The organism is Starkeya sp. ORNL1 (assembly GCF_012971745.1).
GTDB lineage: Bacteria > Pseudomonadota > Alphaproteobacteria > Rhizobiales > Xanthobacteraceae > Ancylobacter.
Window position 1 is genome coordinate 5306512 of record NZ_CP048834.1, and the last position, 14106, is coordinate 5320617.

A 14106-nucleotide genomic window follows, 5' to 3' on the forward strand; every position below is an offset into this window, starting at 1 on the left:
GCCGATCCGGGATCGCGCAAACACTGGTGAGCGATGCCGGCTCTCCGCCCTGCGGGCTCCGGCCGGGATGACGAAATCGGCAGAAGAGCCGTCACGCGATCTCTTCGGCTGCCTCGGCTTCGTCCTCGGCGTCGGTGTCGGCAGTACCGAGCTTGGTGCCGAGCTTGGCGGCGAGGTTCTTCTCGATGCGGCGCAGCAGCTTGCGCAGGCGCTTGCGCTCCTTGCCGTCGAGGCCGTCGCCCATCGTGTCCTCGATCTTGTCCCAGACACCGTCGATCGCCGCTGCACGCGTGCGGCCTTCATCGGTGAGGAACACCCGGACCAGCCGGCCATCGCCTTCGCCGCCGGCTGCGCGGCGGGCGAGCAGCCCCTGCGCAGAGAGGCGGCCGACGGTCTTCGACGCGGTGGGCGGGCGCACGCGGAGCGCGCTCGCCAGCTCGGTCATGGTGCGGCCGTCATCCTCCAGGAGAAGCTTCAGCACCGTCTCCTGGCCGGGGAACAGCCCCAGTTCGGCGAGATGGCGTGCGGCAAGCGCACGCTGCAGCCGGGCCGCATGATGCAGCCTGTGACCGATGGTCTTGTCGAAACCTTCTTTCATGGCCGATTCCCCCGTCCGACCCAGAGCATATCCGGCAAAGATGAAGCCACTTCTGCGATCAGGATATGCTCCACCTCGTAAAGCCAGAGCACTTTCCTGTCGTTCGGATGTTATCCGAACGGAAAGCGCTCCGGGTATTTATTCGGCTGACGACAACCGGAAGATGACTGTAAATCGCTTCGCCGTCAAAGATTACCTCTGCCTGCGGCCGGAGCGGTCGGTCCTGCTTCAGCGCCTTGATTCCAGGGGTATTTCTCATTGCTCCGTTGATGCCGTCTGAACCGAATCCGCCCCGATATTTGTTAAGCCGGCGAAACGCCGTTCCACCCGAACCAGAAAAGCGGCGCGGGCCGCCGCGCTTGCCGTATCCATGGAATGCAGGCCGAGCCACAGCCGGCGCGCCTTCGCATGGATGATCTCGCCAATGCCGGCGAACAGGATACGCCGACCAGGCTGGCCGATCCATAGCCACCAGAACCACGGGCAGCCCAGCGTCGTCACCGCCGCCAGCAGACGGATATTGGTCAGCCTGCGGTCGAGCCCGCGCAGCGTGCCGGGCATGCCGAAGGTCTCGTGCGGCACGAGCACGCGGTCGATCCAGCCCTTGAGCATGGCCGGCTGGCTGTACCACCAGGTCGGATACACCAACACCAGCGCGTCGGCGCGCTTCACCCGTTCGAGATGATCGGCGACGTGAAGGCGGTTGAGTTCTGGCGTGTGATAATTGCGGCGATCCTCCGCCGACATCACCGGGTCGAAACCCTCGGCATAGAGGTCGAGCAGATCGATCTCATAGCCGGCATTGGTGAGGCCGCGGATCGCGGCGTCACGCACTGCGGCATTGAAGCTCTCGGGAACCGGATGGCAATAAACCACGAGCGCGCGCATCAACGGCCACCCGAAAGGCCGGGAAACAGATAGGTCCGCCCGGTTTCGAAATCGAAATCCGGATGCTCCCAGGCGATCATCTTGCCGGGGTTGAGCAGGCCGTTCGGGTCGGCCTCGCGCTTGAAGGCGAGTTGTATGGCATCGGTCTGCTTCATGCCGCCTTCCTCGAGCGTATAGCGGTGCGGGTTGAAGATCGGCGCGCCCATTTCCTCATGGATGGCAATGATCTCTGCGAGCCGCTGCTCGGTGGTGAAACGCACCAGCGGCAGGCCGAAGCACGTCACCTTGCCGTCGAAGCGCACGAATTCGAGATGCGCCGGCAGTTCGGCGCCAAACCGCTCATGGATGCGGGCAACGAGATCGAGCTGATCGGGGAAGGGATAGAGCACCTGGAGATAGGTGATCGACGGATCGACGCGCAGTGCGCGCAGCGTGCTGTGGTTCCACGACAATTCATAGACCGGCGGCAGGCCCTTCATCTCGTCGGCCGTGGCGAGGTCGGAGCGGAACAGCGTCTCGCCGCCAAAGCGTGCGTTGAAGGCGGCGAATGCATCGCGGGCGAACGGCGCCACCATGATGAGTGCCACATGCTTTCCCGCCGGCACATATTTACGGTGGCGCAGGAAATAGTCCTGCGGGATCGGCGCGGCGATCACAGAGACCAGTTTCTTGAGGATGGCATCATGCTCGCCGAGTGCATTGCCATAGGCGCTCGCGCGGCCGAAGTCGTCGAAGCCGATGATCGCCTCGATCCACTCATAGGCCGGGCCGAGCGGCACCGTTGCCTCGGTGATGATGCCGTTGGTGCCGTAGGCGTGGGAAACCTTCTGCAGGTCCTCACCGGTGAGGTCGAGCACGCGCGGGCTCGCCTCCATGGTGACGACGCGCAGGCGGATGATGTTGCCGAGATCGCGCAATCCGCCCCAGGTGATGGAGCCGATGCCGCCGGAGCCGCCGGCAATGAAGCCGCCTATCGAGGCGGTATTGTAGGTGGAAGGCGAGAGCCGCAATTCCTGCCGGCTATCGGTGCGGGTCGCCTCATCGATCTTCGCCAGCACGGCACCGGCTTCGGCGCGCACGAAACCCTGACCGATCTCAAGCACCTGATCCATGCCGGAAAGGTCCAGCACCACGCCGCCGGCGAGCGGCATGGCCTGGCCGTAATTGCCGGTGCCGGAGCCGCGCGGCGTCACCGGAATACCGAGCGCGAAGCATGCCGCGAGGATGCGCACGACGTCGGCTTCGCTCCTGGCAAAGGCGACGATGTCGGCGGAAACGTCGTCGAGCTGGCGCTTCAACGTCGGCGAGTACCAGTAGAAGTCGCGGCTCTTCTGCCGAATGAGCGCGGGATTGTCCTCGAACCGAATGCCGTCCAGCCTGGCGCGCAGCGCCGCGATGTCGTAGCGGGCGCTCATTGCTTCACCCTCGTCCCCGGGCTTGACCCGGGGATCCAGCCCATCCGCATGCACCCGGTCGAAGTCTGGATCCCCGGGTCAAGCCTGGGGATGAGGGCCGGTTGGGGGCTAAACATTCCGCGGCTCCATCAGGTCGTCGAGCTCGGCATAGTCGGGGGGCGTGGTGTCGATGGCGCGCCCGCCGCGCAGCACGATGCGGTCGGATTGCGGGCGGGCGAGGAATTCGTTGAGGCTGCGGGCGCGGAACAGCAGGAGATCGGCGCGCCGGCCGGGGGCGATCAGGCCGAGGCTGTTATAGCCCATCACGTCGGCCGGGGTGCTGGTGACGATGCGCGGCCAGTCGCCCACCGGATGGTCGAGATGCAGGATGCGGGTCGCCTCGCGATAGGTCTCGACCAGGTCGAGGTCGCCATACGCATGGAAGGCGTCGCGCGCATTGTCATTGGCGACCATGACCGGGATGCCGCGGGCCTTCATCTCGTGCAGCAGCGTGACGCCGCGCCACCGTGGGGTTCGGCCCGGCACGCGATCCTGCAGGTACATGTTGCACATCGGCAATGAGACGACGGAGATGCGGGTGGTGGCCATCTCGTCGAGCGTGCGGTCGATCTCCGCCTCGTCCTGGCGTGCCAGCGAGCAGCAATGGCCGACCATGATGCGGCCTTCGAACCGGCGCCGATTGGCAACTTCGGCGATGCGGCGCAGGGATCGGGCGGTCGGGTCTGCCGTCTCGTCGACATGGAAGTCGAGGTCGAGACCGAGGCGCTCGGCGGCGTCGAACACCCGCTCCAGCCCGGCATCGAGGCTCGGCGTCATATAGGTGACGGCACCGAGGATGCTGCCGGTGGAGGCAACCGCATCGAGCATCGGCTGAAATTCGGCGTCGTCGAGCACGTGGTCGATGGTGGTGAGGCTTACCGCCTGCAGCGCGATGCGGTCGGCCCATTGCGCGCGGGCTTGCGCAAACACCGGCCAGGAAATGGCGGTCTGCTTGCCGATGGAATCGAGATGGGTGCGGATCGCCACCGTACCGTGCGCATAGGCACAACGCAGGCCGAAATCCATGCGGCGGCGGACGTCCTCGCTGGTCCAGTTTGCCTCGCGGTCGGCATCGGAGGTGCGCAAGGCGCCGGCGAAGGTGCCGTCCGGATTGCGCGCTCGCGGCCAGATGAAGCCCTTGTCGAGATGGGTGTGGGCGTCGACGAGGCCTGGCAGCACCAGCCGGCCGCCGAGCTCGACGCGCGGCATCGGATCCGGCGTGCCGGCGGGATGCACCTCGGCAATGCCGCCATGGGTGACGACGATGTCGATTGCCACCAGCCCCTCGCGGTCTGGTTGGCCGTATATACCGGGCACCAGGCAGGACGGCGCCCGTGCATCGGCGAGCACGAAGAAGGCGGGTGGCGCGGAGAGGTCGATAATGGGTTCGGGGGGCACGCTGTTCACCTGCGCTGCGGCAACTCGCTCTCGTGCCAGCGCCTGAGCGCAAGCCAGGAGACGAGGCTGAGGATAAAATAGATCAATATGCCGGCGAGCGAGATCAGCAGCAGCGCCGCGAACATGCGGGGTATGTTGAGGCGGTAGCCGGATTCCACGATGCGGAAGGCAAGCCCCGAGCCCTGTCCCGCCGAGCCGGCGGCGATCTCGGCGACGATGGCGCCGATCAGCGCAAGCCCGCCGGCAATGCGCAGCCCGCCGAGGAAATAGGGCAGCGCCGAGGGCGCGCGCAGCAGCGTCAGCGTCTGCAACGGGCCGGCACCCGACAGCGCGAACAGGTCGCGCAGATTCGGATCGACCGAGTTCAGCCCCAGCGTCGTGTTGGCGAGAATGGGGAAGAAGGCCACCACCCAGGCGCAGACCAGCACGGCGGTATCCGGCTGGAGATAGATCAGCATCAGCGGCGCGATGGCGACGATGGGGGTGACCTGAAGGATCACCGCGATCGGGAACAGCGACAATTCGACGATGCGCGATGAGGCGAAGACGAAGGCGAGCGCGACGCCGCCAATGACCGCAGCAAGAAGCGCCAGCAGCGTCACCCGCAGTGTCACCAGGAAGGAATCGAACAGAACGATGCGGTCCTTCCACAGCGTCTCCAGGACGAGACCGGGTGAGGGGAGGACATAAGGCGGCAGATGATTGAGCCGCACGATCAGGTCCCAGCCATAGATGACGATGGCGAGCACCGCGACCGGCAACAGGAACCGGAACGCCCGCATCAGGCGGGCTCCGCCAGAGTGGGCTCCGGTGGGCTGGCGCCCATCGCCGCGGCGAGCGCCTGCGAGGTGCGCCGGCACAGCGCGGCATATTCCGGCGAGGTGCGGAACGTCTCGTCGCGCGGCTGGCCCGGATCGATCTCCAGTTCCGCCGCGATCCGCCCCGGCCGGGCGCGGAACACCAGGATGCGCGAGGACAGGAACACCGATTCGAACACCGAATGGGTGACGAAGATCACGGTGCAGTGCAGCCGCTGCCACACTTCGAGCAGGTCGTCATTCAGCTTGAAGCGGGTGATCTCGTCGAGCGCGGCGAAGGGTTCGTCCATCAGCAGCAGGCGGGGCTTGGTCACCAATGCGCGGGCAATGGAGACGCGCATCTTCATGCCGCCGGACAGTTCGCGCGGAAAAGCGTCGCGGAAGCCGGCGAGACCGACCAGTTCCAGCGCCTCCATGATGGCGGGCTCCGCCGCGCGCTTCGACTGGCCGGCGAGCTTGAGCGGCAGATGCACATTGCCGAACACGCTGGCCCACGGCATCAGGGTCGGCTCCTGGAACACGAAGCCGATGGACGGGCGTCCGCGGGTGCCGGAATTCCAGCGGATGGTGCCAGCGGTCGGCTCGGCGAGGCCGGAGATCAGCCGCAGCGCCGTCGACTTGCCGCAACCGGACGGGCCGAGCAGCGAGAGGAACTCGCCCTCACGCACCGCAATATCCAGCCCCTCCAGCGCGGTGACGCCGTTCGGGAAGGACTTGCCGATGCCGTCGAGGGTGAGGAGAGGGGAAGGGGGCATCAAGCGGACTTTCGGACGCAGAACAGGCTCTTTGCGAACGTTATCAATGTACGTCATCCCGGGCCTTGTGCCGGGGATCTCGATTCCGGACAGCGCATCGGGAATCGAGATGGCCGGCACAAGGCCGGCCATGACGGGAATATACGGGCGTTCGGGTAGCCCGCCGCCCTCACTTCCGCAGTTCCTTGCCGACGCCCTTGTTCACGAACTTCGTGGTGTAGGACGCCTTATAGTCGATATCGCCGCTCACCACCTTGGCCCGCACCATCTTGTCGAAGAAGCTCTTGATGTGGGCGTCGGTCATTGAGCCGATGCCGAGATTGAGCGCCTCGCCGGAATCGACGATGCCATACGCCTTCATCTTGTCGATGGAGAAGGCGATCATCTCATCCGTCATCTCCGGATTGTCTCGCCTGATCAGCGCATTGGCCTTGGCGTTGTCGCCATAGAGATAATTGTACCAGCCGATGATCGAGGCATCGACGAAGCGCTGCACCAGGTCGGGGTTCTGCGCCACCAGTTCGGTGCGGGTCTCGATGGTGGTGGAATAGGTGTCGAACCCATAGTCCGCCAGCAGGAACAGCTTCGGCGTGAAGCCGCCCTGCTTCTCCACCGCATAAGGCTCGGAGGTGATGTAGCCCTGCATGGCGCTGTTCTTGTCGGCGAGGAATGGCGCGGCGTTGAAGGTGTAGGGCTTCACCTGCTTCTCGCTGAAGCCGTAATCCGCCACCAGCCACTGATAATAGGTGGCGATGCCTTCCTTGGAGACGAAGATGGTGCGGGTCTTCAGATCCTCGAACTTCGCCACGTCGGGATGGGCGAGGAAGACCTGCGGGTCCTTCTGGAAGATGGCGGCGACGATGACCGTCGGGATCTTCTCCTGCACCGAGGAAAAGGCCTGCAGCATGTTGGCGCCCATATAGAAATCGATCTTGCCGACGGGCAGCAGCAGGCGGTTATTGGCCTGCGGGCCGCCGGGCAGGATGGTGACGTCGAGGCCGTATTTCGCGTAGGTGCCGTCGACCACCGCCTGGTAGAAGCCGCCATGCTCGGCCTGCGCCACCCAATTGGTGCCGAACGTCACCTTGTCAGCGGCCGAGGCGGGCCCGGCGAAGACGGCGAGACCCAGCGCGAGGAAGGCGGCGAGGGGGCGGAAGGCGAAGCGCATCAGCGTCTCCTGTCGGCGCAAAGCAGCGGGAAGCGGGGCGGTTGTGCCACCATATTAGGCGAGCGCAAAGCAGATGCACATAGAGCCCCTTCCGTTCGGATGAATTCATCCGAACGATCAGAAAGTGCTCTATATTCAATACGATGGAGCATTTTCTTGTCGCAAAAGCGCTTCACTTTTGCGGAAAATGCGCTGTCGGCCGGTGTCGCGGTTGCGATCCGATGACGTCATGCTTACCGTCGTTGTCATGCTGCGTCATTTCATCCCCGCCGCCATCCGCAAGCCATTCGCCCGCTACAGCCATGCCGTGGAGATCCCGGCGGGCGCGCGGCTGCTGCTCATCTCCGGCCAGCTCGGCATCGGCGTCGATGATGCCGTGCCGGAGAGTGCGGAAGCGCAGGCCGATCTCTGCTTTCGCGCCATTGCCGCCTGCCTTGCGGAGGCCGGCATGGCACCGAGGGACATCGTGCGGCTGAACGCCTATGTCACGGATCGCGTTCATCTTCCCGCCTATATGGCGGCGCGCGACCGCTTCATCGCGGATCCGCCGCCAGCCTCGACATTGATGATCGTCTCCGGCTTCGCGCGCGAGGTGTTCAAGGTCGAAATAGAGGCGCTGGCGGCCAAGGTCGGCTAGAGCCGGGCTTGAGCCACACTCAAGCATTGCTTGAGTTTTGCCATGGCCGGGCTTTATGACAGGCGCCAAGATACAGTGTGCGGCTATTGGTGCCCAAATGCCCCCGAAACGCTTCTGGACCGAACTGACCTGGCCCGACTTCGCCAATGGCGATACCGCGGAATGGATCGCCGTGCTGCCGGTGGCGGCGGTGGAGCAGCATGGTCCGCACCTTCCCGTCGGCGTCGACGCGATGATCGGGCAGGGCTATCTCGACGCGGCTATGGAATTGCTGCCGGACGATCTGCCGGCGGTGTTCCTGCCGATGCAGGCCATCGGCAAGTCGAACGAGCATGTCGGCTTTCCCGGGACGCTGTCGCTGTCCGCCGAGACGGTGATCCGCGCCTGGACCGAGATCGGCGAGAGCGTTCACCGCGCCGGGGTGCGCAAGCTGGTGCTGGTGAACTCGCACGGCGGCAATGTGCCGATGATCGACATAGTGGCCCGCGATTTGCGCGCCCGGCTCGGCATGCTGGCGGTGACGATTTCCTGGCACCGCTTCGGCTATCCGGAAGGCCTGTTCAGCGAGCGCGAGCGGGTGCACGGCATCCATGCCGGTGGCATCGAGACGGCGCTGATGCAGGCGTTCCGCCCCGAAGTGGTGCGCACCGACAAGATCGCCGATTTCCCGGCGGCGACGCTCGGCATGGAGCAGGAATTCGCCTATCTGCGCGCCGGCACGCCGGCCGGCTTCGGCTGGATGGCGCAGGACATTTCGCCTGAGGGCGCCATCGGCGATGCCGGCGAGGGCACCGCCGAGAAGGGCGCCGCCTGCGCCAAGTTCGGCGCGCGGGCGTTCATCGAATTGCTGTCCGACGTGCACCGCTTCGAGCTGTCCCGCCTGTCGCCGGGGCCGCTGGGCTGAGCGTGGCTCTGCTTGAGCATCTTTCGAGGCCCGGCTTTGCCGGGCACCTCAGGATGAGGTTGCTCGTAAAAATGAACCTCATCCTGAGGCGAGAGCGCAGCGAGCCTCGAAGGATGCTCAAGCCGAGTGTCACTCGCACATCGTAAGCGTCACCGGGTCGGCATTGGCCGGCAGCAATTCCCCCATCAGCCGGCACGTCCCAGAGTAACAAACGCTCCAGTCCGCCGTCGCGCCCGAGCGGCGCAGTTCGACGGCTTGCTGGGGCGGCAGCTTCGGCGTCCAGTGCCAGGTGCCATCCCTCAGCACCGCATCGTCCGCTGGGTCCATGCCGGCGCCGGAGCCTTGTATGCGGGCCTCGGTGATGACGAGGCCGGCCGGCGTCGCGCGCCAGTCCTCCTCCCAGCGGGTCTTCTGCACCGAATGCGTCCACACCAGCGTGACCACCGCGGCGAGCTTCACCGTGGTGCCGGCAGCAGTGAGGCAGACGAGGCTCATGCGGTGGCCGGCGCGGTGGGGGGCATCTTCCAAGGCGACGGGTGGTGGGCGATCAGCCTCAGAGCCCGACGCCCCTTTCCTTGTAATAGCGCACCGCACCCGGATGCAGCGGCACTGGGGAGCCCTTGGCGGCGTCCTCCAGCTTGATCGAGCGCGCAGCGGCCTGGGCGGCGGCCATTTCCGGCAGGTTCTCGAACATCGCCTTGGTCATCTCATAGACCAGGTCGTCATTGGCATCGGCGCGGGTGACGAGGAAGTTCTGCACCGCGGCGGTGGAGATCGGCGTGTCCTGCCCGGAATAGGTGCCAGCCGGAATGGTCACGGCCTGGTAGGGGACGCCGACCTTGGCGATGACCGCGGCCGGCACCTCGACCACGGTGATCGGCACCGAGGTGGCGAGATCCTTGATCGAGGCGACGCCGAGACCGGCCGATTGCAGCGTGGCGTCGAGCTGGCGGTTCTTCATCAGCTCCACGGATTCGGCAAAAGGCAGATACTCCACCTTGCCGAGGTCCTCGTACTTGATACCGGCGGCCTTGAGGATGGCGCGGGCGTTCAGTTCGGTGCCGGACTTCGGCGCGCCGACAGAGAGCCGCTTGCCCTTGAGGTCGGCGAGCGTCTTGATGCCGCTTTCCTTGGAGGCGACGATCTGGATGTAGTTCGGATAGATGCCGGCGATGGCGCGCAGCTTGCCGAGCTTGGTCTTGAAGCCGGCCTCCTCATTGCCCGCCCACGCCTGGGCGAGGCTGTCGGCCAGCGTGAAGGCGACCTCGCCCTTGCCCTGCTGGATCAGGTTGAGATTCTCGACAGAGGCCTTGGTCGCCTGCACCGATGGGCGCACATCCGGGATCTTGTCGGCATAGATCTTGGCCAGCGCGACGCCGAGCGGATAATAGACGCCGGAGGTGCCGCCGGTGAGCACATTGATGATTTCCGAGGCCCTCGCCGACGCCAGTGCTGAGAGTGCGAGCACCGCGGCGAGCGCCGCCGTCCTGATGCGGACCATCCTGATGCCGACCATCTCGATTCCTCCCCGAAAGCGTAACCCGAACCGGCTCTTGGCGGCCGGCGTTTTGCGAAAGAGTAGCGAGGCGCGCTGGAATGGCGAGGGGGAATTTCGAAGGGGCGTGAAATTGCTGAGGAAAGAGCGGGTTGTGCGGCGATGGGCATCCTTCGAGGCTCACTGCGTTCGCACCTCGGGATGACGTTGCTTTTAATAACCACGTCATCCTGAGATGCCGGCCAGCGGCCGGCCTCGAAGGATGCTGAAGCAGATCAACCCCAGAACGAAAATGGCCGGGACGAGCCCGGCCATCACGCGTCTCGAACTGAATACGCCGAAGACTACTTCTTCGCGCCAGCCGCGATCGACTTGCGGATGATGTCCTTGGCGAGCTCCGGGGGTGCCCAGTCGGCGACCGAGACCTTCTTGCCGGGCTCGAGATCCTTGTAGTGGGTGAAGAAGTGCGCCACCTGCTCGATGACCAGCGGCGGCAGTTCGCTATAGCTGCGCACTCCGGCATAGAAGGGGTGCACGCGGTCGGCCGGCACGGCGAGGATCTTCTCGTCGGCGCCCTTCTCGTCCGTCATCATCAAGACTCCGATCGGACGGCACGGCACTACGCAGCCCGGCACCAGCGAGACCGGGGCCAGCACCAGCACGTCGAGCGGGTCGCCGTCATCGGCCAGCGTCTGCGGGATGAAGCCGTAATTGCCGGGATAGAACATCGCGGTGTGCAGGAAGCGGTCGACCATCAGGGCGCCGGAATCCTTGTCGAGCTCATACTTCACCGGCTGCCCGCCGAGCGGGATCTCGATGAAGGCGTGGATCTCATCCGGCGGGTTGTCTCCGGCCGTGACGCGCGAAATGTCCATATCAATGGGCTCCGAAGGGCGTGGTTTTCCGAAAGCGGGGGCGTCGCAGGGGTCCGGCCGAGCGTCCGGAACGAAGTGGCGCTTCCTATATGTCGCGGGAGAGGCGGCGTCGAGGTGCTGCACCGCATCAATTCGGCGCAGGGCTAACGCAAGCGGTTGCCGGGTATGGCAAAGTTGGCTGATACAACATATCAAACGGCTGGACAGGGCGAATTGATATGTTGTATCACTCCGCTCGCCACCGGCTTGCGGAGACCGCATGAGCAACGCGCCGACCCTTGTTTCGCCTCGCATTCCCACCGGCGGACACGACCGTGATCATGACCACGGACATCCGCACAGCCATGCGCCCGCGGCCAGGAACGTGCACCGCGCCTCGGTGCCGCCCTCGCTGCTGCGCGCTTCGCTATTGCAGCGGCTCGCGGTGGCGCTGCCCGTCGCCATTGTCGTCTGGGTGCTCGCCTTGTGGGTGATCTATGGAGGCGCGTCATGAGCGTGCTGGCATTTCGCGACCTCACGCTCGGCTATGACCGCCATCCGGCGGTGCACCATCTCGACGGCGAGGTGAAGGACGGCGCGCTGCTCGCGGTGTGCGGGCCGAACGGCGCCGGCAAGTCGACGCTGCTGAAGGGGATTGCCGGCGCGCTGCGCCCGCTCTCCGGCACCATCAATCGTACCGCGTTTTCGGCAGAGGAGATCGCCTATCTGCCGCAGGCGGCCGAACTCGACCGCAGCTTTCCGATCCCGGTCTATGACCTCGTCGCCATGGGGCTGTGGCATCGCCTCGGCCTGTTCGGCGGGGTGAAGCGCGCCGACCGCGAGAAGATCGAAGCGGCGATTTCCGCTGTCGGGCTGGAGGGCTTCGAGGCGCGCCCGGTCGGCACGCTGTCCGGGGGGCAGATGCAGCGCGCGCTGTTCGCCCGCCTGCTGCTCCAGGACGCGAGGCTGATCCTGCTGGACGAGCCCTTCACCGCGCTCGATGCCGGCACCGTCGCCGACCTCGTGGCGCTGATCGAGCGCTGGAACGGCGAGGGCCGCACCGTGATCGCCGTGCTGCACGACATGGATCTGGTGCGCGAGCATTTCCGCGAGGTGCTGCTGCTGGCGCGCTCCAAGGTGGCCTGGGGCACGACCGCCGAAGTGCTGACGGCCGAGAACCTGCTGCAGGCGCGGCGCATGTGCGAGGCCTGGGACGAAGCCGCCCACGCCTGCGCGCCGGGGATCGCGGCATGAACCTCTATGATCTCCTGATCGCGCCGTTCGCCGAGTTCGATTTCATGCGCCGGGCGCTGGTCGGCGTGCTTGCGCTCGCCGCCGGCGCCGGGCCGATCGGCGTGCTCTTGATGCTGCGACGCATGAGTCTCACCGGCGACGCCATGGCCCATGCCATTTTGCCCGGCGCGGCGGTCGGCTTTCTCGCCGCCGGGCTCAACCTGTTCGCCATGACCGCGGGCGGGCTGGTGGCGGGCTTCGCGGTGGCGCTGGGCGCAGGCGCGGTGGCCCGCGCTACCGACATGAAGGAGGACGCGGCGCTCGCCGCCTTCTACCTCACCTCGCTGGCGCTCGGCGTGATGCTGGTCTCGCTGCGCGGCTCCAATGTCGACCTGTTGCACGTGCTGTTCGGCACCGTGCTGGCGCTCGACGACGCGACGCTGCTGCTCATCGTCTCCATCAGTTCCATCACCGTGCTGATGCTCGCCGTGCTGTGGCGCCCCTTGGTGCTGGAATGCGTCGATCCCGGCTTCCTGCGCTCGGTCAGCCGGGCGGGCGCGCCCTCGCACCTCGCTTTCCTGGGCCTGGTGGTGCTGAACCTGGTCGGCGGCTTCCATGCATTGGGCACGCTGCTTGCGGTCGGGCTGATGATGCTGCCGGCCGCCGCCGCCCGCTTCTGGGTGCGCGACCTCACCTCGATGGTCGCGCTGGCGAGCCTGATCGCCGCCGGCTCCGGCGCGGTGGGATTGCTGGTCTCCTATCATTCCGGCGCGCCTTCCGGGCCCGCCATCATCCTCGTCGCCGGCGGCGCTTACGCGCTGTCCGTCTTTCTCGGGCCGGTCGGCGGGCTCATTCCCCGCCTCGCGCCGCGCCGCCATCTCGAAGCCTGAATCACCACAGGAGTTCGCATGATTTCCCGCAGAACCGCTCTGGCCGTCGCCTTCGCCGCGGCGCTCGTCTCGCCGGCCGCCGCCCAGTCCGCGGCGCCCCAATCTGCCGCATCCCCGCTGCCGGTGGTCGCCACCTTCTCCATCCTCGGCGATATCGTGAAGCAGGTCGGCGGCGATCGCGTCGCGGTTAAGACCCTGGTCGGGCCGGACGGCGACACCCACGTCTATCAGCCGACGCCGGCGGATGCGAAGGCGGTGGCCGGTGCGGTCATCGTGTTCGAGAACGGCCTCGGGCTCGAGGGCTGGATGGAACGCCTCACCAAGGCCTCCGGCGGCAAGGCCGAGCTGGTGGTGGTGACGGAGGGGGTGACCCCGCGCTACCGCACCAAAAGCGAGCCGCAGGACGACGACGAGGCGGACGCCTCCGCGCACAAGAGCCACGACCATGGCGCGCTCGATCCGCACGCCTGGCAGTCGGTGAAGAACGTGCAGATCTATGCCCGCAATATCCGCGACGCGCTGATCGCCGCCGACCCTGCCGGCAAGGACGCCTATAATGCGCAGGCCGACGCCTATCTCGCCAAGCTCGCCGATCTCGACAGGGAAGTAAGCGAGACCATGGCCCGCATTCCCGTCGGCCAGCGTCGCATCATCACCTCGCACGATGCCTTCGGCTATTTCGGCCAGGCCTATGGGCTGACGCTGCTTGCGCCGCAAGGCGTCTCCACCGATACCGAGGCGTCCGCCAAGGACGTCGCCCGGATCATCCGCCAGATCAAGGCGGATAAGATCCCGGCGGTGTTCCTGGAGAACATTTCCGATCCGCGGCTTGCCGAGCGCATCGCCAAGGAGTCCGGGGCCAAGGTCGGCGGCACGCTCTATTCCGACGCGCTGTCCGATGACAAAGGCCCGGCGAGCACCTACATCGACCTGATGCGCAACAATATCCGCGAATTCTCGGCCGCGCTGTCGAGCTGAGCAGTTCGCCTTCAATAGTCGTCAGTCGTCATGGCC

16 protein-coding genes are annotated in these 14106 nt (G+C 65.9%); 6 read left to right on the top strand and 10 right to left on the bottom strand.

Annotated elements, in window-relative coordinates; all coding sequences use genetic code 11:
- Window positions 1-91 precede the first annotated feature (91 nt).
- From G3545_RS25000 to G3545_RS25030, 7 genes are all read right to left on the bottom strand, one after another.
- The gene (locus G3545_RS25000; protein WP_170016746.1) at window positions 92-598 is read right to left on the bottom strand and encodes a MarR family transcriptional regulator; all 507 of its coding nucleotides are present in this window, start codon (window positions 596-598) and stop codon (window positions 92-94) included.
- 255 nt (window positions 599-853) lie between these two features.
- A complete protein-coding gene (locus G3545_RS25005; protein ID WP_170016748.1) occupies window positions 854-1486 on the bottom strand; it encodes an NAD(P)H-dependent oxidoreductase in 633 nt (210 codons plus the stop codon).
- Complete coding sequence (locus G3545_RS25010) at window positions 1486-2901, bottom strand: FAD-binding oxidoreductase (RefSeq protein WP_170016750.1); 1416 nt, start codon at window positions 2899-2901, stop codon at window positions 1486-1488. The genes G3545_RS25005 and G3545_RS25010 overlap by 1 nt, the downstream gene beginning before the upstream one ends.
- Before the next feature lie 108 nt (window positions 2902-3009).
- Window positions 3010-4323, bottom strand: coding sequence for a cytosine deaminase (locus G3545_RS25015; RefSeq protein WP_170018272.1), 1314 nt, complete (start codon window positions 4321-4323; stop codon window positions 3010-3012).
- Between the two features lie 20 nt (window positions 4324-4343).
- A complete protein-coding gene (locus G3545_RS25020; RefSeq protein ID WP_170016752.1) occupies window positions 4344-5120 on the bottom strand; it encodes an ABC transporter permease in 777 nt (258 codons plus the stop codon).
- A complete protein-coding gene (locus G3545_RS25025; RefSeq protein WP_170016754.1) occupies window positions 5120-5911 on the bottom strand; it encodes an ABC transporter ATP-binding protein in 792 nt (263 codons plus the stop codon). The genes G3545_RS25020 and G3545_RS25025 overlap by 1 nt, the downstream gene beginning before the upstream one ends.
- A 169-nt stretch (window positions 5912-6080) precedes the next feature.
- Entirely contained in the window at window positions 6081-7079 is a 999-nt protein-coding gene (locus G3545_RS25030; protein WP_170016756.1) for an ABC transporter substrate-binding protein, read from the bottom strand.
- A gap of 247 nt (window positions 7080-7326) precedes the next feature.
- Between G3545_RS25030 and G3545_RS25035 the strand changes: the two genes are divergently transcribed.
- Together G3545_RS25035 and G3545_RS25040 are read left to right on the top strand one after the other, a co-directional pair.
- Window positions 7327-7716, top strand: a complete 390-nt coding sequence (locus G3545_RS25035) for a RidA family protein (protein ID WP_170018273.1) — start codon at window positions 7327-7329, stop codon at window positions 7714-7716.
- Between the two features lie 97 nt (window positions 7717-7813).
- Window positions 7814-8620 (top strand): creatininase family protein, encoded by an 807-nt coding sequence (locus tag G3545_RS25040; RefSeq protein WP_170016758.1) that lies wholly within the window; start codon window positions 7814-7816, stop codon window positions 8618-8620.
- Between the two features lie 129 nt (window positions 8621-8749).
- On the opposite strand, the gene G3545_RS25045 is transcribed toward G3545_RS25040, so the two are convergent.
- The 3 genes from G3545_RS25045 to ppa all read right to left on the bottom strand — a co-directional run bounded on the left by G3545_RS25045 (window position 8750) and on the right by ppa (window position 10990).
- Entirely contained in the window at window positions 8750-9115 is a 366-nt protein-coding gene (locus tag G3545_RS25045; protein ID WP_170016760.1) for a DUF1850 domain-containing protein, read from the bottom strand.
- Between the two features lie 58 nt (window positions 9116-9173).
- Entirely contained in the window at window positions 9174-10121 is a 948-nt protein-coding gene (locus G3545_RS25050) for a TAXI family TRAP transporter solute-binding subunit (RefSeq protein ID WP_170018274.1), read from the bottom strand.
- Between the two features lie 338 nt (window positions 10122-10459).
- Window positions 10460-10990 carry an inorganic diphosphatase gene (ppa, locus tag G3545_RS25055; RefSeq protein ID WP_170016762.1) on the bottom strand — a complete coding sequence of 177 codons (531 nt, stop codon included), beginning with the start codon at window positions 10988-10990 and terminating at the stop codon, window positions 10460-10462.
- 259 nt (window positions 10991-11249) lie between these two features.
- On the opposite strand from ppa, the gene G3545_RS25060 reads away from it, so the two are divergent.
- From G3545_RS25060 to G3545_RS25075, 4 genes are read left to right on the top strand one after another with little or no spacing between them, the layout of a single operon-like run.
- Window positions 11250-11483, top strand: a complete 234-nt coding sequence (locus G3545_RS25060) for a hypothetical protein (protein WP_170016764.1) — start codon at window positions 11250-11252, stop codon at window positions 11481-11483.
- Window positions 11480-12223 (top strand): zinc ABC transporter ATP-binding protein AztA, encoded by a 744-nt coding sequence (gene aztA, locus G3545_RS25065; RefSeq protein ID WP_170016766.1) that lies wholly within the window; start codon window positions 11480-11482, stop codon window positions 12221-12223. The genes G3545_RS25060 and aztA overlap by 4 nt, the downstream gene beginning before the upstream one ends.
- Window positions 12220-13092 carry a metal ABC transporter permease gene (locus tag G3545_RS25070; protein WP_170016768.1) on the top strand — a complete coding sequence of 291 codons (873 nt, stop codon included), beginning with the start codon at window positions 12220-12222 and terminating at the stop codon, window positions 13090-13092. Before aztA ends, G3545_RS25070 begins: the two co-directional genes overlap by 4 nt.
- An 18-nt stretch (window positions 13093-13110) precedes the next feature.
- A complete protein-coding gene (locus tag G3545_RS25075; protein ID WP_170016770.1) occupies window positions 13111-14070 on the top strand; it encodes a metal ABC transporter substrate-binding protein in 960 nt (319 codons plus the stop codon).
- Window positions 14071-14106 lie beyond the last annotated feature (36 nt).